Origin of the sequence: Cytobacillus sp. IB215665 (assembly GCF_033963835.1) — a bacterium.
Lineage (GTDB): Bacteria > Bacillota > Bacilli > Bacillales > SM2101 > Nanhaiella.
The window spans coordinates 1-18,963 of the sequence record NZ_JAXBME010000009.1 but is presented as its reverse complement, the minus strand read 5'-3'; the positions used below and the strand labels follow the sequence as shown (position 1 = coordinate 18,963).

The window sequence follows — 18,963 nt, the reverse complement described above, 5'->3', positions numbered from 1 at the left end:
TGGATGAGTATTTCTTAAATAAGCATAGTTTTTGAACATCGTCTAAAAATGCTTCCACCTATTCGAAAAAATACGGAGAAAAGCGGGGGAATGATGTGAGAGAAGCTGTTATTGTTGCTGGTGCTCGAACACCGGTTGGTAAAGCGAAAAAAGGGACACTAAAAGATGTACGTCCTGATGATTTAGGGGCTGCTGCAGTAAAGGAAACATTAAAACGTGCAGGTAACTATGAAGGTAATATAGATGATTTAATCATTGGTTGTGCAATGCCAGAGGCAGAACAGGGATTAAATATGGCTAGAAATATTGGGGCGCTTGCTGGGTTACCTTACACAGTTCCAGCAGTTACAGTAAATAGATATTGTTCATCTGGCTTACAAACGATTGCCTACGGTGCAGAAAAAATCATGCTTGGTCACGCAGATACAGTTATTGCTGGTGGGGCAGAATCAATGAGTTTAGTACCAATGATGGGGCATGTTGTTCGTCCAAATGCTAAGCTTGCTGAGAGTGCACCAGAATATTACATGGGCATGGGTCATACAGCTGAACAAGTTGCAATGAAATATGGTATTACGCGAGAAGAACAGGATGCATTTGCTGTGCGAAGCCATCAGAAAGCAGCGAAAGCAATTGCAGAAGGAAAGTTTGCTGATGAAATCGTACCAGTAGACGTAACAATACGTTCAGTAGGTAAAGACAATAAAGTTCAAGAAAAAGGAATTCAATTTTCTCAAGATGAAGGTGTACGCCCGGATTCCTCTGTTGAAGGATTAGCGAAACTTAGACCAGCATTTTCTGTCACAGGATCTGTAACAGCTGGTAATGCTTCGCAAACGAGTGACGGTGCAGCAGCGGTGATGGTGATGGATAGAGAAAAAGCTGATTCATCTGGCTTGAAGCCGATGGCTAAATTCCGTTCATTTGCAGTCGGTGGAGTACCACCAGAAATCATGGGAGTTGGACCGGTAGTAGCTGTTCCTAAAGCATTAAAATTAGCTGGGTTAGAATTAGCTGATATTGGCTTATTCGAATTAAATGAGGCGTTTGCTTCACAATCAATTCAAGTTATTCGTGAATTAGGTTTAGATGAAGAAAAGGTTAACGTGAATGGTGGGGCAATTGCATTAGGGCATCCACTTGGTTGTACGGGAGCTAAACTTACGTTATCTCTGATTCATGAAATGAAACGCCGTAACGAACAATTTGGGATTGTGACGATGTGTATTGGTGGCGGTATGGGTGCTGCTGGGGTATTTGAATTAGTATAGAGTGTTCGGAACAAATAGGGGGTATTTGGTCGGAATCATAAAGCAGTGTTAGTCAAAAGGGGAATGACTAGCACTGCAATAGAATAAATAACAACACATTATTTTATAGGAGGAAATTAAAATGTCAGATACAACTAAACAATTAGTAAAGGGTGGCAGCTTTTTAGTTGAAGATATTAGTTCAGATGCTGTATTTACACCAGAGGATTATACAGATGAACAAATTATGATAGGTAAAACAACAGAAGATTTTGTTGTCAATGAGGTTGTACCACAGCTAGATCATATTGAAAACCATGAATTTGATCGTTCGGTTAAGCTATTAAAACAAATGGGTGAGCTTGGACTATTAGGAGCAGATGTTCCTGAGGAGTACGGTGGTCTTGAGTTAGATAAAATTAGTTCAGCACTTATTACAGAAAAGATGTCAAGAGCTGGTGGCTTTTCGGTTACTTTCGGTGCTCATGTTGGAATCGGTTCGTTACCAATTGTATTATTCGGTAGCGAAGAACAAAAGAAGAAGTATTTACCTGACCTAGCGGTAGGTACGAAGATTGCTGCATATGCTTTAACAGAGCCTGGTAGTGGTTCAGATGCATTAGGCGCAAAAACTACTGCTAAACTCAATGCAGAAGGAACACATTATGTGTTAAATGGAGAAAAGCAGTGGATTACAAATGCTGGTTTCGCTGACGTATTCGTCGTATACGCAAAAATCGATGGCGAGCATTTCTCAGCATTTATCGTTGATCGTGATTTAGAGGGTGTTTCTACTGGTCCTGAAGAAAAGAAAATGGGTATTAAATGCTCTTCAACTCGTACACTCATTTTAGAGGATGTGCATGTACCAAAAGAAAATCTTTTAGGTGAAGCTGGAAAAGGGCATGTCATTGCCTTTAACATTTTGAATATTGGTCGTTATAAGCTTGGACTAGGGACAACAGGAGCAGCAAAACGTGGGTTAGACGTATCAATTCAATATGCTAACCAACGTCAACAGTTCAAAACACCAATATCTAAATTCTCTTTAACGCAAGAAAAATTCGGTACGATGGCATCAAAATTATATGCTTCTGAAAGCTCTATCTATAGAACAGTTGGTTTATTTGAAGATCGTATGGGTGCTCTTACACCAGAACAAGTTAAAGACGGCAGAGAAGTAGGGAAAGCAGTTGGCGAATATGCGATTGAATGTTCCCTTGGGAAAGTGATGGGTTCGGAAACACTTGACTACATTGCTGACGAAGCAGTTCAAATTCATGGTGGATACGGCTTCATGGCTGAATATGAAGTAGAAAGAGCATACAGAGATTCTCGTATTAATCGTATTTTCGAAGGAACGAATGAAATCAATCGCTTACTAGTACCAGGCACATTTTTACGTAAAGCAATGAAAGGCGAGCTTCCACTTTTACAAAAAGCACAAGCTTTACAGGAAGAGTTAATGATGATGATGCCTGAAGAGGTTGGTGATGAGCCACTAGAGCAAGAAAAATATTTAGTGAAAAATGCGAAGAAAATAGGCATCATGGTAGCTGGTTTAGCTGCACAAAAGTTTGGTCCAAAGCTTGAAAAAGAACAAGAAATTCTAATGAATATTGCAGATATTGTCAACAACTTATATGCAATGGAATCAGCTGTCTTACGTACAGAAAAAGCAATCAACAAAACTGGGCTAGAGAAAAACAACCAAAAACTTTTATATACACAAATTTATTGCCAAGAAGCATTTAACGAAATCGAAGCACATGCAAAAGAAACACTTGTTGCAACAGAGCAAGGTGATACACTTCGCATGATGTTATCATCACTACGCAAGTTCACTCGTTATACTCCGATTAACGTAATTGCTAAAAAGCGTGAAGCTGCAGCAGTACTAATTGAAGCAGAACGCTATACAGTTTAAAAACATAGAACTGTTTGCCTTTACTTGAAAAAAGCTCCTGAAATATAGGAGCTTTTTTTAAACGGCTATATTTATATACTAAGATACTTACACCTGGCGTCTTCTCTTCTTTTTAGTGTAGCAAGGAAGTGATATACATCGTTTAAATCGTAACTATGGCAACAAAGTTTATGAAAAGTGCTTCCATGAAGGGTATTTTCGTAAGGGTTGTTGCTTTTCGTAATAAGGGTTAAACAGAAGATAGCTAACGTTCGTGGCATCTTTTCTTTTGTAAAAGGCAGGCTAAAAATATATCAAGCGATTTCTTATGTTATAGGTTTGGTGATATTAACAGCAAAGTTTACGAAAAGATTCTACATACATAAAGGTTGTTTCGCATAAATTGTTGCTTTTCTTAATAAGGGCTAAACAGAATATAACTAACGTTAGTAACAGATATACAATCTCTTCATGCAGTTCATAATTTGTAAACAATAGCAACATGTTTTAAGCTAAAAGTCTTAATATGAAGGATTATTTGTGCTGTCCAATATAGCCTAGTTACTTGCGAAATTAAGAATTATTTTCTCAAGAAGAATTGCAGGAATAACAAAATAAAAGACGAATAAAACTGAGAAGGTAATAACAAGTCAATTCTTGATTATGCATTTAATTAAAAATATGATAATATTCATTTGAAGAGGGGAATTTTGACCAAGTTTCTCGTTTGCAAACCCTCTAAAAAAGTCGTTGGGTGGTGAAATTATATGGTATCTTTTTATTGGTATCCTAAATGTGGAACATGTCGTAAAGCAAAAAAATGGTTAGATGAACATCATGTTTCTTATGAAGAATTACATATTGTTGATAATCCCCCTTCGAAAGAAACAATCGAAGATTTATATCATAAAAGTGGATTAGAACTAAAAAAGTTCTTTAATACGAGTGGGAAAAAGTATCGTGAGCTTGGATTAAAGGATAAGGTCAAAACTGCTTCAGAGGCTGAATTATTAGATATTCTAGCAAGTGATGGCATGTTACTCAAACGTCCTATCGTAACGAATGGAAGTGCTGTGACGGTAGGGTTTAATGAAAAGCAATTTGAAGACACTTGGAGGTAGTCATTGGTAATTAGAAGGTACTGTTATAACGGTCATCTTTTAATATATATAAAATGATTATAAATGTTGGAGGGATTGTTGAAATGAATACACCGAAGGAATTGCGTTATTCTGAAGAACATGAGTGGGTACGTATTGAAGGAGATCAAGTCCGCATAGGAATTACTCATTTTGCTCAATCAGAGCTTGGAGATATTGTTTTCGTTGAATTACCAGAACCGGGTGATGAACTAGAAATCAATGAACCATTTGGTAGTGTTGAATCTGTGAAAACAGTATCTGAGTTATATGCTCCGATTAGTGGCAAAGTATTAGAAGTTAATGAAGACTTAAACGATACGCCTGAATTCGTAAACGAATCTCCATATGAAAAAGCTTGGATGGTTGTAGTCAAGCCCGCAGATATGAGTGAAGTTGAAAGCTTAATGTCAGCTGAACAATATGAGGAAATGACAAAGGAAGATTAAGTCATCTTCACCAAAATTAAGTACGATATTGGGAATGCTTTATGAAACAGTGGGGTAATAACTCCACTGTTTTTTCATAGACAATATGGCGATTATCGTATAAATAGACTCTTTTATAAGGCTGTTTTAGTCTTGTTAAGATATGAGCACTTATACATTTAGCATTTGTGGCATCTTTTTGCATTTGCAATTTTTGAGCTATCATCATACTGTCCATTATTAGTAAAAATTGTAACGAAGTTATGTAAAGAGACTGTACAAAAATCTCTTAAACTTTATTTGTGAGATGCATTATATCTTTTTTAGAAGAAAAGAAACTGCATGTAGATTCTTAGTTTGAATAATATAATTACTAATGTGAAATTAGTTATTAAGTTCATGAATTGTTCAACGAGGGTGATGTCGATGGCGATTATTGAGATTAATAAAGTAATTATTGTTGAGGGGAAAACTGATAAAGTACAAGTAGAAAACGTTTTAAATGAACCAATAGAAATCATTTGTACAAATGGGACGCTAAGTGTAACTAAATTAGATGAAATTATTGATTCAACATTTCATCAAGATGTATTTGTTCTTGTTGATGCTGATGAAGCTGGTAACAAGCTCCGTAAGCAATTTAAAAGAGAGTTTCCTGAAGCGCAACATATTTATATTGATAAAGTGTATCGTGAAGTTGCAGCTGCTCCGTTACAACATATTGCAGCAGTTTTATTTCGTGCAAATTTTAAAGTGAAAAGACAATACTTATAAGGGGTTTAAGCATTATGCAGCAATGGACAGACCAAATAAATAAGGTTTTACAAGCTTCAGGTTTAAAAGGAGTTTATTTCTATACGCCACTTTGTGGAACATGTCAACTAGCAGAACGAATGCTTGGTGTAGTAAAAGAAATTGTACCTTTAATAGAGTTTGGTAAAGTGGACGTAAACTATGTTCCTGACCTGGCAGAACGGTACGAAATTCAAAGTGTACCGTGCTTGCTCATATTTAAAAATAATATGGTCATTAAGCGTATCTATGCTTTTCAATCCGTAGACGTATTATATAAGCACTTAAAGGACCTAGATTAACATTTGTTCTCTATTTAAGAAGTATAGTAATAGTGGTGAGAAGGTTATTCTTATTTACAGGCTTTAGAGCCATATCCTTGAGGTCACTTACCCAGAAAATTACACCTCAGGTGGCTCTATCGCTTGTCAGGGAAGATAGAGTCCTTTTATCTAGGTCAGCTTCCATACTCCTCCAGCAATTTCAACAAAAACTAATTCAGTTGTGGAAAATCCGAAGCTCATCAAGGGAGTGAGCGCACAGAAAGAGGTAGCTCGGCATTACTTTTAATTTCTTGAAGGAGTTTGCCTTAAAATATCGAAATTTTTAAAATAATAAAAATATTTTGTTAGCCTTAAGCGTTTACAAGATGTTTAGTGTTACGAGCTGTTTCACGTATCTAGAAGAGCAAAAGTGACCTAAGGTTCAGTTGATATAGGATGTAAAAGCCTTTGACTCTTTTGGCTATCCGGCTAAAGAGCCTATTCAATTTAGATAATTAACACGTTAACTAAATTGAATAATCTCCTTTATTTGGAATGGTTCCGACGCTTCTAGGAGGTTGTCTCAACATTTGCACATTTTCTTATAATCCAAAGGAACGAGGGGAGGGAGATGTTATCGAAAATATATTACTTGTTGTTTGTAATAGGTTGTATGAGTCGGTGAAGCACTCCTATACACATGTAGAGCAACAGGTCATATGTTTATCGTAACTGAATGTATGGAACTTAATATACTTCTTAACGAGTTTAATAATAGGTTCGTTCAAAATTCACACTTAAACCTACTCCTACCTAACCATGCAATCATTGTTAATTTTGAATGTAATAAAGAGAAAGTCCAAGTTGTGTTAACAGCACGGGGAATGGAGTTGAGCAAATGGCAACAAAGTCATGCAGACGTTTCATTAGGTGCTGAACCCCAGCAGTATTACGAATTGTTATCTGGTAAAGAAAAGTTGCAAAAATTGATAAGTCGACAAAGTATTATTTGCCAAGGGAAATTCAGATACATTCTTTTACTAGAATCTTTATTTGCATTAAATATTAAAGGAGAAGGGGAAGAAAAAAATGCATAATGAGAAAGATTATCGTTTAGAAACATTGAGTGTCCATGGAGGATTAGAAGCTGATCCAGTGACTGGTGCAAGAGCAGTACCAATCTATCAATCAAATGCATTCAGATTCAAGGATACGAGCCATGCAGCTAATCTGTTCTCACTCCAAGAAGAAGGATATATATACTCAAGAATACACAACCCTACTGTAACTGTTTTAGAAGAAAGAGTAGCATTGTTAGAAGGTGGAATTGGTGGGTTAGCATTATCAAGTGGAATGGCTGCTATAACGACTGCAATTCTTAATCTAGCAGGAGCAAATGATGAAATTGTTGCTGCATCTACTTTATATGGTGGAACGTATAATCTATTAGCTAATACATTGCCGAAATATGGTATAACTACTCACTTCGTTGACCCTTCCAAACCTGAAAATTTTGCAAAGGCAATTTCTTCGAAAACAAAAGCGATATTTGCTGAAACAATTGGTAATCCAAGCTTACACGTATTGGATATTGAGAAGGTTGCTTCAATAGCTCACGAAGCTGGAATTCCGCTAATCATTGATAATACATTTGCTACTCCTTATCTATGTAGACCGATTGACTTTGGTGCTGACATTGTCATTCATTCTGCTACTAAGTGGCTTTTAGGAAATGGAACGACTTTAGGTGGAATAATCGTTGATGGAGGCAAATTCAATTGGAATTCTGAGAAGTTTCCAGACTTTATTACCCCTGACCCAAGCTATAATAATCTTATATATGCAGAAGCACTTGGAGAAAGTGCATATATCGTCAAAGCTAGGGTGCAATTATTAAGAGATTTAGGTGCCTCATTAAGTCCGTTTAATGCTTATCAATTTAACCTTGGCCTAGAGACATTACATGTACGGATGAAAGAGCATGTTAATAATGCTATGAAAGTCGTTGAATATTTAGCGAAACACCCGGCTGTAGAGTGGGTTTTGTATCCTGATCATAAAGATCATCCTGCAAAAGAACTTGCTAAAAAATATTTACCAAAAGGTAGTGGGTCCATCGTCGTGTTCGGCATAAAAGGAGGGAGAGAAGCAGGTGCTAAAGTAATTAATCATGTGAAACTATGGTCGCATGTAGCAAACGTAGGTGACGCTAAAAGCTTGATTATCCATCCGGCAAGTACAACACATCAACAATTAAGTAGCGAGGGCTTAAAATCTTCAGGTGTAACAGAAGATTTAATAAGGTTGTCAGTTGGAATTGAGAATATTGACGACCTATTAGAAGACTTAGAGCAAGCAATAGAAACTGCGACAGGACTAACTTCAAGCAAATAATATAGGGTGAATCGATTTGTGTTTTGGCTGTAAATTCCATAAAGATATTCATTGACACATATAAATGAGCGTGATAGAATCACAATTGTACTTTTTAAAAGAGATTAATTTTGAAATGTAATTATAAAAATGAATAAAAAAACATTGATATATACTCTTATCAAGAGAGGTGGAGGGATGTGCCCTATGAAGCCCGGCAACCATCAACGGTGAAGTTGAAATGGTGCCAATTCACACGAAGCGTATGCTTCGATAGATGAGAGAAAGGAATATAATTAAGCCTTTCTGCTCACATGTGCGGAAAGGCTTTTTAATTTTGTTGTTAAGCTTTTCTATTAGGTTGATTACGCATTAAATGTTGCTGTTCGTACAAAAATATAAACATATATTCATTTTGTATTCGTAATATCTTATCTTTTACACATGCTGTCTTCATAATGATTGTTGTTGTTCTTCGTATGAAGAAGTTAACAAAGTATACGAAAAGAGCCTTTTATAAAAAACAATGATAATGGATAAAACGATTGTCTAGCTGCTAGAAGAGCTAATATCTCCATACTAACAAAAATATGGAAGATCGTTTAGTTTGCAACATAAAACATACTAAACATATATGAATAATATGATTAAGGAAGTAGGTGAGCCTTTTGATAAAACTATCTGGGGTAAAAAAAGTATATCAATCTCAAGAAGGAGAAGTAGTTGCTGTAGATAATGTCAATTTGAATATTGCTAAGGGTGAAATATTTGGCATTATTGGTTACAGTGGTGCAGGAAAAAGTACACTCATTCGTTTGTTAAACCAGCTTGAAGCAGCAACAGAAGGAACAATTACGATCAATAATTATGAAATGACCTCTATTAAAGGGGATGAGTTACGTAAATCACGACAAGAAATTAGTATGATCTTTCAGCATTTTAATTTGCTTTGGTCAAGAACTGTACGGGAGAATATATCCTTTCCATTAGAAATTGCTGGCATTCGAAAAAAAGAACGATTGAAGAGGGTGGATGAGCTAATCAAGCTAGTAGGGTTGGGGGGAAGAGAAAATGCGTATCCTTCACAACTAAGTGGTGGCCAAAAGCAGCGAGTTGGAATAGCTCGTGCTTTAGCAAATCGCCCGAAGGTATTATTATGTGATGAAGCAACCTCAGCACTTGATCCACAAACAACAGACTCGATTCTTGAGTTGCTTGTGGATATTAATAAAAAGCTAGGTCTCACAATTGTGTTAATTACTCATGAAATGCATGTGATTCGTAAAATATGTCATCGTGTAGCTGTAATGGAAAATGGCAGCATTGTTGAACAAGGTGAAGTTTTATCGGTGTTTCAGCAACCGAAAGCTCCAATAACTAAGAAGTTTGTTAAGCAAATTACAGAACCAGAAGAAGCGACAGAAACAATTGAGCATATTTTAGAAAGCTACCCTGAAGGTAAAGTTATTAAGCTGTTGTTTGTTGGGGATGATGCTGAACAACCTTTAATAGCAGAATTAATCCGCCAGTTTAAAATTGGCATCAATATTATACAAGGAAAGATCTCGCATACACAGCACGGTGCATATGGCACATTGTTTATTCATATGACAGGAACCGATGAAGAGATAAACCGCTCGATCACATATATAAAGGAAAAACATGTGGCAGTGGAGGTGATACAGCATGGTTAGTCAACTATTTGTAAATGTTAATTGGGAAAAAATGTCGGAAGCAACATTTGAAACTTTATATATGACTGTGACATCGGTGATTGCAACATTTGTTTTTGGTGTTATATTAGGGCTCTTACTTTTTTTAACATCGAAGGACAACCTATTGGAACATAAGTTGGTTAATACAATCATCAGCAGTTTTGTAAACATTTTTCGTTCTATACCATTCATTATTTTAATCATTTTATTAATTCCGTTAACAAAATTCATGCTTGGGACAATTAGAGGAGCAAATGCCGCTTTACCTGCTCTCGTAATTGGAGCAGCACCTTTCTACGCAAGAATGGTAGAAATTGCATTGCGAGAGATTGATAAAGGTGTTATTGAGGCGGCACGGTCTATGGGGGCGAAAACAAGAACAATCGTTTTCAAGGTGCTGCTACCTGAAGCACTTCCTGCACTCATATCAGGAATTACAGTGACAGCAATTGCTCTAGTTGGTTATACTGCCATGGCTGGAATTATCGGTGCGGGGGGCCTTGGGAATTTGGCTTATTTAGAAGGTTTTTCTCGCCGTCATACCGATGTTGTTGTTGTAGCAACCATTTTTATTCTTATTATAGTGTTTATCCTCCAATACATTGGAGATTTTATAACATCAAAAATAGACAAAAGATAGGAGAAGATCATCATGAAAAAAATATTTGCAATCGTAAGTACATTACTCGTAGTTTTTGCTTTGGCAGCATGTGGAACGAGTGAAAAAGAAAGTTCATCAGAAAAGAGTCAAACGAATCAAGCTTCAGAAGAGAACAAGCAATTAGTAGTTGGAGCTTCGAATGTACCGCATGCGGAGATTTTAGAACAAGTACAACCGATATTAGCTGACAAGGGAATTGATTTAGTTATAGAAACATATCAAGATTATATTTTGCCGAATGAAGATTTAGATAGTGGTGACCTTGATGCTAACTATTTTCAACATATACCATATTTAGAATCGCAAATGGCTGATGTAGGCTATGATTTCGTGAATGCAGGTGGTATTCATATTGAACCAATCGGAGTATATTCACAAAAATATAGCAGCTTAGATGAATTACCAGAAGGTGCTGTAATTATTATGAGTAACTCAGTGGCTGATCATGGGCGTATTTTAACAATGCTAGAATCACAGGGCTTAATTAAGTTAGCAGATGACGTTGAAAAAGTAGAAGCAACACTTGATGATATTGTAGAAAATCCAAAAAATCTTAAATTTGAAGCTGAAATCGACGCTGCTTTATTACCTGAGTTTTATAATAATGACGAAGGTGATGCTATTTTAATCAATACAAACTATGCGATTGATGCTGGATTAAATCCGTTAGATGATGCTATTGCAATTGAAGGCGCTGATTCTCCTTATGTAAATATTATTGCTGTGCGTAGTGGTGATGAAAAAAATAAGGAAATTGTCGAATTAGTTAACGCTTTGCGCTCAGAAGAAATCCAAAATTATATTATTGAAGAATTTGAAGGAGCAGTTGTCCCTGTTTCAGAATAAGAAATAAGAAGAAAAACCAGTGATTTCACTGGTTTTTTCTTCTTATTATCGTATAATGAGTTTGATGTGTATTTTGGATGTTTTTTGTTTTTTATGCAAACAATATATGTCGAAGACAATCTTTACTTATCTACATATAATGAAAGAAAATACTTTTTAAACTTTTTTATTTAAAAAGTATAGCTATGGTGTTAAATGGTTGCTAATACTTTTCATTTGTTATAAGATTGTAATGAGAATAAAATGAGAATGAAAGTATTTTAACAAATAGTATAGAAGATAAATTGGAGGTATAGTAATGGCAGCATCAACATTAACAATTAGAGATCTTCATGTTTCTATTGACGGTAAAGAAATTCTAAAAGGGGTAGACCTTGACATAAAAGGTGGAGAAATTCACGCGATTATGGGACCTAATGGTACAGGTAAATCAACCTTATCTGCAGCAATCATGGGTCATCCAAAATATGAAGTAACGCAAGGTAGCATAACACTGGACGGTGAAGATGTGCTGGAAATGGAAGTAGATGAGCGTGCGCGTGCTGGTCTATTCCTTGCTATGCAATATCCAAGTGAAATTAGTGGTGTAACAAACGCTGATTTTTTACGTTCATCTATTAATTCTCGTCGTGAAGAAGGCGATGAAATCTCATTAATGAAGTTTATTCGTAAAATGGATAAGCAAATGGACTTCTTAGAAATGGACCCAGATATGGCACAACGTTACTTAAATGAAGGTTTCTCAGGCGGTGAGAAAAAACGAAATGAAATTTTGCAATTAATGATGCTTGAGCCAAAGATTGCAATTTTAGATGAAATTGACTCAGGTTTAGATATCGATGCGTTAAAAGTGGTTTCCAAAGGTATTAATGAGTTGAGAAGTTCTGAGTTCGGTTGTTTAATTATTACTCACTATCAACGTCTATTAAACTATATTACTCCAGACAAAGTACATGTAATGATGCAAGGCCGTGTTGTTAAATCAGGTGGTCCTGAGCTAGCTCAACGTCTTGAAGCAGAAGGCTATGACTGGATTAAAAATGAGCTTGGAATTGAAGATGAAACAGTAGGCCAAGAAGCGTAAGCGTTAGGAGGATGGACATGTCAACAATTGATACGAAACATTCATTCGATCAGGATTATGTTAGAGGTTTGTCAAAAGATCTAGGTGAACCTGAATGGTTACTAGATCTCCGCCTACAAGCTCTTGCGAAATATGAAGAGTTACCTCTACCGAAACCTGATAAAACTAAAATAGATAAATGGAATTTTACTAATTTTAAGAACCACCTAGTAAATAGCGAAAAATATACATCGTTAGACGAACTTTCAAGTGAGGTAAAGGCACTCATTGAAAGTGAAAAAGATGATAAAAGCCTTTATATTCAACGTAATAATACAGCTGCATTTTTAACGCTACCACAAGATTTAACAGCAAAGGGTGTTATATTAGCTGATATCCATACTGCAGCACGTGAGCATAGTGATCTATTGCAGAAGTATTTTATGAACGATGGGGTAAAGATTGATGAGCATCGACTAACAGCATTACATGGAGCTTTAATGAACGGAGGAGTATTCGTTTACGTTCCAAAAAATGTAGAAGTTGATACACCAATACAGGCTGTATATGTTCACGATGATGCAGACGCTACATTAATGAACCATGTGATTATTGTTGCTGATGATAATAGCTCAGTCACTTATGTAGAAAACTATATTTCAACTACGGAGGTTAATGACGGAGTTGTAAATATTATTACGGAAGTGTTTGCTAACACAAATGCCAAAGTAACTTACGGTGCTGTTGATACTCTTGCACAAGGTGTTACGACTTACGTAAATCGCCGTGGAGTAGCTGGTCGAGATGCGAAAATTGAGTGGGCATTAGGACTTATGAACGACGGAGATACGGTATCGGAAAATATTACCCATCTTATTGGTGATGGATCTTACGGGGATACTAAAACTGTGGTTGTTGGCCGCGGTGAGCAGACTCAAAATTTCACAACGAGTGTTGTGCACCATGGGAAGCATTCTGAAGGCTATATTTTAAAGCATGGTGTTATGAAAGAGGCAGCTTCCTCTATCTTTAATGGTATTGGAAAGATTGAACATGGGGCTTCAAAATCTAATGCAGAACAAGAATCACGCGTTCTTATGCTTAGTGAAAAAGCACGCGGAGATGCAAACCCGATTCTATTAATTGATGAAGATGATGTAACAGCTGGACACGCTGCATCTGTTGGTCGAGTTGATCCAATTCAACTATATTATTTAATGAGTCGTGGGTTGCCGAAGGAAGAAGCGGAACGTCTTGTTATTCATGGCTTTTTAGCACCTGTTGTTAACGAGCTTCCAATTGATTCGGTTAAAGCACAGTTAGTTGAGGTAATCGAAAGGAAAGTAAAATAATGAATATCCAAGATATTCGTGATATGTTCCCAATTCTAAACCAAGAGGTTAATGGAAACAGCTTAGTTTATCTGGACAGCGCTGCGACTTCACAGAAACCAACATCTGTTATTGAAGCACTTGATCAATATTATCGCCAGTACAATTCTAACGTGCACCGTGGTGTTCATACTTTAGGTACAAAGGCTACAGATGGCTATGAAGGCGCGCGGGAAAAGGTTCGAAAATTTATTAATGCAAAAAGCACTGAGGAAGTGATCTTTACACGTGGTACAACTACTGCACTTAATACAGTTGCAGCTAGTTATGGGCGTGCCAACCTTGCAGAAGGTGATGAAATTGTCATTACCTACATGGAGCACCATAGTAATATTATTCCTTGGCAACAGCTTGCAAAAGCAACTGGAGCGACTTTGAAATACTTACCGTTACAGGAAGACGGCACAATCTCCTTAGAGGATGTAGAAAATACAATAACAGATAACACGAAGATTGTATCGATGGTATACGTTTCCAACGTGTTAGGTACAATAAACCCTATTAAAGAAATTACGAAAATTGCTCATAAGCACGGTGCTGTTATGGTTGTTGACGGAGCCCAAAGTACTCCGCATATGAAAGTAGATGTCCAAGACTTAGACTGTGACTTCTACGCCTTTTCTGCTCATAAAATGTGTGGACCGACAGGAGTAGGTGTATTATACGGAAAAAAACATATACTTGAACATATGGAACCAGTTGAGTTCGGTGGAGAAATGATTGATTTCGTTGACTTATATGAATCGACTTGGAAAGAGCTTCCTTGGAAGTTTGAAGGTGGAACACCGATTATTGCAGGTGCAATTGGTTTTGGAGCAGCGATCGATTTTCTTGAAGAAATTGGACTAGATAAGATTGAAGCACATGAACATACATTAGCTCAATATGCTTTACACAGACTATCGGAGGTCGATGGATGTACTATATATGGACCAAGCAAACGAGCTGGATTAGTTACGTTTAATGTTGATGATGTACATCCCCATGATGTAGCAACGGTATTAGATGCTGATGGAATTGCAGTAAGGGCTGGACACCATTGTGCTCAGCCATTAATGAAATGGTTGAATGTTTCGGCTACTGCACGTGCTAGCTTCTATATATATAATAATGAAGAGGATGTAGATCGTTTTGTTTCTTCATTAATTAAAACAAAGGAGTACTTTAGCAATGTCTTTTAATGCCAATCTTGACCAGCTATACCGTCAAGTGATTATGGATCATTACAAAAAACCACGTAATCGAGGTGCTATTGAAGAAGATAGCGTAACGGTGGATATGAATAATCCAACATGTGGTGACCGGATCCATTTAACGATGAAAGTAGAAGATGGAAAAGTTGTTGATGCAAAATTTGAAGGGGATGGCTGTTCAATTTCAATGTCGTCTGCGTCAATGATGACGCAAGCGATAAAAGGGCAGCCAATTTCAAAAGCTATGGAACTTTCAAAAATCTTCTCAGATATGATGCAGGGCAAAGATTATGACGAAGATATCGATTTAGGTGATATTGAAGCTTTACAAGGAGTTTCAAAATTTCCAGCGAGAATAAAATGTGCAACACTTGCATGGAAGGCTATGGAGAAAGGTTTACAAGGGAAAGAGTAACTGTGAGGACGTGAAAATGTCCAACTTTCTCATCTGATGAACATTTAGTTAAAGGAGGCTGCGATCAATGGCAAAAAAAATGCCTGAAATAGGTGATTATAAATATGGTTTTGCGGATAAAGATGTGTCGATTTTCCGTTCAAAACGAGGTTTAACAAAAGAGATTGTTGAAGAAATTTCTCGCATGAAGGAAGAACCACAATGGATGCTCGACTTTCGTTTGAAGTCGCTAGAGCATTTTTATAATCAAGCGATGCCACAATGGGGTGGAGATTTAGCGAGCTTGAATTTTGATGACATTACTTATTATGTGAAGCCGTCTGAAAAATCTGAGAAATCTTGGGATGAAGTTCCTGACGAAATTAAAACTACTTTTGATAAACTAGGTATTCCTGAAGCAGAACAAAAATATTTAGCTGGAGTATCTGCGCAGTATGAATCTGAAGTCGTTTATCATAATATGAAGGAAGACCTTGAAGAACTTGGAATTGTTTTCAAAGATACTGATTCTGCTCTAAAAGAAAATGAAGATATCTTCAAAGAGCATTGGGGAAAAGTCATTCCACCAACTGATAATAAATTCGCTGCATTAAACTCTGCAGTATGGTCAGGCGGATCGTTTATTTATGTTCCACCTGGAGTTAAGGTAGATACACCATTACAAGCATATTTCAGAATCAATTCTGAAAATATGGGACAGTTTGAACGTACACTTATCATTGTTGATGAAGGTGCACACGTTCATTATGTAGAAGGTTGTACGGCACCAGTTTATACAACAAATTCATTGCACAGTGCTGTCGTAGAAATTATTATAAAGAAAGATGCGTATTGTCGTTATACGACGATTCAGAACTGGGCAAATAATGTCTTTAATCTCGTAACAAAGCGTGCGGTATGTGAAGAAAATGCTACGATGGAATGGATTGATGGTAACATCGGTTCGAAGCTAACAATGAAATACCCAGCAGTTATTTTGAAAGGTGCAGGCGCAAGAGGGATGACATTATCGATTGCTATCGCTGGTAAAGGACAGCATCAAGATGCTGGAGCGAAAATGATTCACCTTGCACCTAACACATCGTCAACGATTGTATCTAAATCGATCTCAAAGCAAGGTGGAAAAGTAACTTATCGTGGAATTGTCCATTTTGGTCGTAAAGCAGAAGGATCAAGATCTAACATCGAATGTGATACGTTAATTATGGATAATAAATCTACTTCAGATACAATTCCATATAACGAGATTTTAAATGATAATATATCGTTAGAGCACGAAGCGAAGGTTTCAAAAGTGTCTGAAGAACAGTTATTCTATTTGATGAGTCGTGGTATTTCTGAGCAAGAAGCAACAGAAATGATCGTAATGGGCTTTATCGAACCATTTACTAAAGAACTCCCAATGGAATACGCTGTTGAAATGAACCGACTGATCAAATTTGAAATGGAAGGTTCAATCGGATAATTTTATAATCGTTAAAGAACTCACATTTATTTTGTGGGTTCTTTTCTTAATATGTGTTGTACATCGTTACATTTAGGAGGTTATTATGATTTACATCGGTCTTACAGGCTGGGGTGATCACGATAGTTTATATCCAAACAAAGCTTCCTCACGTGATAAGCTACATCATTATAGTGCTCATTTTCCAATCGTAGAGTTAGATGCGTCCTTTTATGCTATTCAACCACTACATAATATGGAGAAGTGGGCAAGTGAAACACCGAATTCCTTTCAATTTATTGTTAAAGCATATCAAGGGATGACCAGGCATTTACGAGGGAAAGTACCATTTAATAATATAGAAGAGATGTTTAATGACTTTAAAGAATCATTGATACCTTTAATAGAAAGAAAAAAACTTGCTATGGTACTATTTCAATTTCCGCCTTGGTTTGATTGTAAAAAGGAGCATGTTGAATATTTACGTTATTGTCGTGAAAGGATGCAGGAGATTCCGTATGCCCTTGAATTTAGGCATCAATCATGGTTTGTTGATCATTACCGACATAAAACGATCCAGTTTATGATTCAAGAAGGTTGGATACATAGTATATGTGACGAACCCCAAGCAGGAGAAGGTTCAATTCCAACGATCCTTAATACAACAAATGAGCAAAAAACACTCGTCCGTTTTCATGGCCGTAATGTCCATGGATGGAATAAACCTAGTTCTAGTAACTGGCGAGAAATTAGATATTTATACCGATATAATGATGTAGAGCTGAAGCAGTGGATAAAAAACCTTCATCAACTGAAGCAGAATTCTGAAAATATATATGTATTGTTTAATAATAATTCTGGTGGAGACGCAGCTGACAACGCCAAGCAGTTAATCTCAATGTTAGAGATACAATATAATGGTTTAGCATCAAAACAGCTGGGTTTATTTTAGAAGCTGAGTTCAACAACCATATATACAGATAACGTAGCTTTCAGAATGGTGAAATAGACTAGCACCATGAAAATTACCCATGAAGGTCATTTTTACTTTCATGGGTAATGTTCTCTATCCCAATTCATTCATCAATTTTCTCGAATAAGGCATACTCATCGTTATTGATTTTTGCAATCATAAGAGTGGGGTCTTCCATGACAGAATAAATGACTGTTCCTTCTTTTAGATGATTAGAAACCAAGTGATTAACAGGGTGGTACTCTTCCTCGATTTGTTTCTCAATTGCACCTACTTTTTCATTAATTGTATACGAGACTGTTGCTGATGGTTCGGCAAGTAAAAAGCCATCTCCATCTAACGAAAACATAGATCCATAACCACATAGGTCATAAGAAGCAGCTTGGCTACATCCACTCACGGTAAACAATATGCCGAACAGTACCAATATCCCCTTCTTCATTCATATTCCTCCTCTTATATCAGTCGTTATGCTTCTATTCATATTCATGCTTGTACCGTTTCATTCACAAAATAATATTTACAATTGCTAAATGTAGGGATCTTTTTTAAAAAATAAGTTCAATGCTGCAAAAATAAGAGTGAATAAAAAAAGATGCCACGACTTGTGATTGTGTACATGTTTTATTACTTAGTACGACAAACAACAATAGAAGCGCAAGGAGCTTATAAAGCTCTTTTCGAAAACTAAGTTGTGCAATCATCACAAAATTTACAGCTACAAGAGGTTTCGTGAGAATATCTACGTTATACAAAAAGAAAAGATGCCACGACATATATTTAAGTACGTGTATGTATGCTACTCAGTACGATAAACAACATATAGAAGCGAAAACAACTTTGCGTAAGGCTCTTTTCGAAAACTAAGTAGTGAAACATTACCAAATCACAGCTACAAGAGGTTTTGTGAGAATATCTACGCTGTATAAAAAGAAAAGATGCCACGACATATATTTAAATACGTGTTTAATTACCTAGTACGATAAACAGCATATAGAAGCGAAAACAACTTTGCGTAAGGCTCTTTTCGAAAACTAAGCAGTGCAAACATTACCAAATCACAGCTACAAGAGGTTTTGTGAGAATATCTACGCTGTATAAAAAGAAAAGA

Annotated in this window: 18 protein-coding genes and 1 riboswitch; of the genes, 17 read left to right on the top strand and 1 reads right to left on the bottom strand. The window is 36.4% G+C overall.

All coding sequences use genetic code 11. The annotated features are described in order from the left end of the window. Nucleotides 1-95: 95 nt before the first annotated feature. The 17 genes from SLH52_RS12345 to SLH52_RS12265 all read left to right on the top strand — a co-directional run bounded on the left by SLH52_RS12345 (nucleotide 96) and on the right by SLH52_RS12265 (nucleotide 17,831). Nucleotides 96-1,271, top strand: a complete 1,176-nt coding sequence (locus SLH52_RS12345; RefSeq protein WP_320209582.1) for an acetyl-CoA C-acetyltransferase — start codon at nucleotides 96-98, stop codon at nucleotides 1,269-1,271. Between the two features lie 121 nt (nucleotides 1,272-1,392). Next, on the top strand, nucleotides 1,393-3,177 hold the full coding sequence (locus SLH52_RS12340; protein WP_320209581.1) for an acyl-CoA dehydrogenase family protein: 1,785 nt from the start codon (nucleotides 1,393-1,395) through the stop codon (nucleotides 3,175-3,177). A gap of 746 nt (nucleotides 3,178-3,923) precedes the next feature. Beyond that, the gene (locus SLH52_RS12335; RefSeq protein ID WP_320209580.1) at nucleotides 3,924-4,277 is read left to right on the top strand and encodes an arsenate reductase family protein; all 354 of its coding nucleotides are present in this window, start codon (nucleotides 3,924-3,926) and stop codon (nucleotides 4,275-4,277) included. A gap of 83 nt (nucleotides 4,278-4,360) precedes the next feature. Continuing rightward, nucleotides 4,361-4,744, top strand: a complete 384-nt coding sequence (gcvH, locus tag SLH52_RS12330; RefSeq protein ID WP_320209579.1) for a glycine cleavage system protein GcvH — start codon at nucleotides 4,361-4,363, stop codon at nucleotides 4,742-4,744. A gap of 405 nt (nucleotides 4,745-5,149) precedes the next feature. Then, a complete protein-coding gene (locus tag SLH52_RS12325) occupies nucleotides 5,150-5,497 on the top strand; it encodes a toprim domain-containing protein (protein ID WP_320209578.1) in 348 nt (115 codons plus the stop codon). 14 nt (nucleotides 5,498-5,511) lie between these two features. Further along, nucleotides 5,512-5,817, top strand: a complete 306-nt coding sequence (locus tag SLH52_RS12320; protein ID WP_320209577.1) for a thioredoxin family protein — start codon at nucleotides 5,512-5,514, stop codon at nucleotides 5,815-5,817. A gap of 680 nt (nucleotides 5,818-6,497) precedes the next feature. After that, nucleotides 6,498-6,875, top strand: coding sequence for an SCP2 sterol-binding domain-containing protein (locus SLH52_RS12315; protein ID WP_320209576.1), 378 nt, complete (start codon nucleotides 6,498-6,500; stop codon nucleotides 6,873-6,875). Further along, entirely contained in the window at nucleotides 6,868-8,172 is a 1,305-nt protein-coding gene (locus SLH52_RS12310; RefSeq protein WP_320209575.1) for an O-acetylhomoserine aminocarboxypropyltransferase/cysteine synthase family protein, read from the top strand. Before SLH52_RS12315 ends, SLH52_RS12310 begins: the two co-directional genes overlap by 8 nt. A 154-nt stretch (nucleotides 8,173-8,326) precedes the next feature. Further along, nucleotides 8,327-8,435: riboswitch (SAM riboswitch) on the top strand. A 384-nt stretch (nucleotides 8,436-8,819) separates the two neighbouring features. Continuing rightward, nucleotides 8,820-9,845 (top strand): methionine ABC transporter ATP-binding protein, encoded by a 1,026-nt coding sequence (locus tag SLH52_RS12305; protein WP_320209574.1) that lies wholly within the window; start codon nucleotides 8,820-8,822, stop codon nucleotides 9,843-9,845. Further along, nucleotides 9,838-10,506: a methionine ABC transporter permease gene (locus SLH52_RS12300; RefSeq protein WP_320209573.1), complete on the top strand. Its 669-nt coding sequence runs from the start codon at nucleotides 9,838-9,840 to the stop codon at nucleotides 10,504-10,506. The genes SLH52_RS12305 and SLH52_RS12300 overlap by 8 nt, the downstream gene beginning before the upstream one ends. Nucleotides 10,507-10,518: 12 nt before the next feature. Further along, entirely contained in the window at nucleotides 10,519-11,373 is an 855-nt protein-coding gene (locus tag SLH52_RS12295) for a MetQ/NlpA family ABC transporter substrate-binding protein (RefSeq protein WP_320209572.1), read from the top strand. A gap of 298 nt (nucleotides 11,374-11,671) precedes the next feature. Further along, complete coding sequence (gene sufC / locus SLH52_RS12290; RefSeq protein WP_320209571.1) at nucleotides 11,672-12,457, top strand: Fe-S cluster assembly ATPase SufC; 786 nt, start codon at nucleotides 11,672-11,674, stop codon at nucleotides 12,455-12,457. Between the two features lie 17 nt (nucleotides 12,458-12,474). Then, on the top strand, nucleotides 12,475-13,788 hold the full coding sequence (gene sufD / locus SLH52_RS12285; protein ID WP_320209570.1) for a Fe-S cluster assembly protein SufD: 1,314 nt from the start codon (nucleotides 12,475-12,477) through the stop codon (nucleotides 13,786-13,788). Next, nucleotides 13,788-15,008, top strand: coding sequence for a cysteine desulfurase (locus tag SLH52_RS12280; protein ID WP_320209569.1), 1,221 nt, complete (start codon nucleotides 13,788-13,790; stop codon nucleotides 15,006-15,008). The genes sufD and SLH52_RS12280 overlap by 1 nt, the downstream gene beginning before the upstream one ends. Then, nucleotides 14,998-15,435, top strand: coding sequence for a Fe-S cluster assembly sulfur transfer protein SufU (gene sufU / locus SLH52_RS12275; protein WP_320209568.1), 438 nt, complete (start codon nucleotides 14,998-15,000; stop codon nucleotides 15,433-15,435). Before SLH52_RS12280 ends, sufU begins: the two co-directional genes overlap by 11 nt. Nucleotides 15,436-15,502: 67 nt before the next feature. Next, entirely contained in the window at nucleotides 15,503-16,900 is a 1,398-nt protein-coding gene (gene sufB, locus SLH52_RS12270; protein WP_320209567.1) for a Fe-S cluster assembly protein SufB, read from the top strand. Nucleotides 16,901-16,985: 85 nt separating this feature from the next. Beyond that, nucleotides 16,986-17,831, top strand: coding sequence for a DUF72 domain-containing protein (locus tag SLH52_RS12265; protein ID WP_320209566.1), 846 nt, complete (start codon nucleotides 16,986-16,988; stop codon nucleotides 17,829-17,831). 124 nt (nucleotides 17,832-17,955) lie between these two features. Here SLH52_RS12265 and SLH52_RS12260 read toward each other — a convergent pair whose 3' ends face one another. Beyond that, nucleotides 17,956-18,294: a hypothetical protein gene (locus tag SLH52_RS12260; RefSeq protein ID WP_320209565.1), complete on the bottom strand. Its 339-nt coding sequence runs from the start codon at nucleotides 18,292-18,294 to the stop codon at nucleotides 17,956-17,958. Nucleotides 18,295-18,963: the final 669 nt, after the last annotated feature.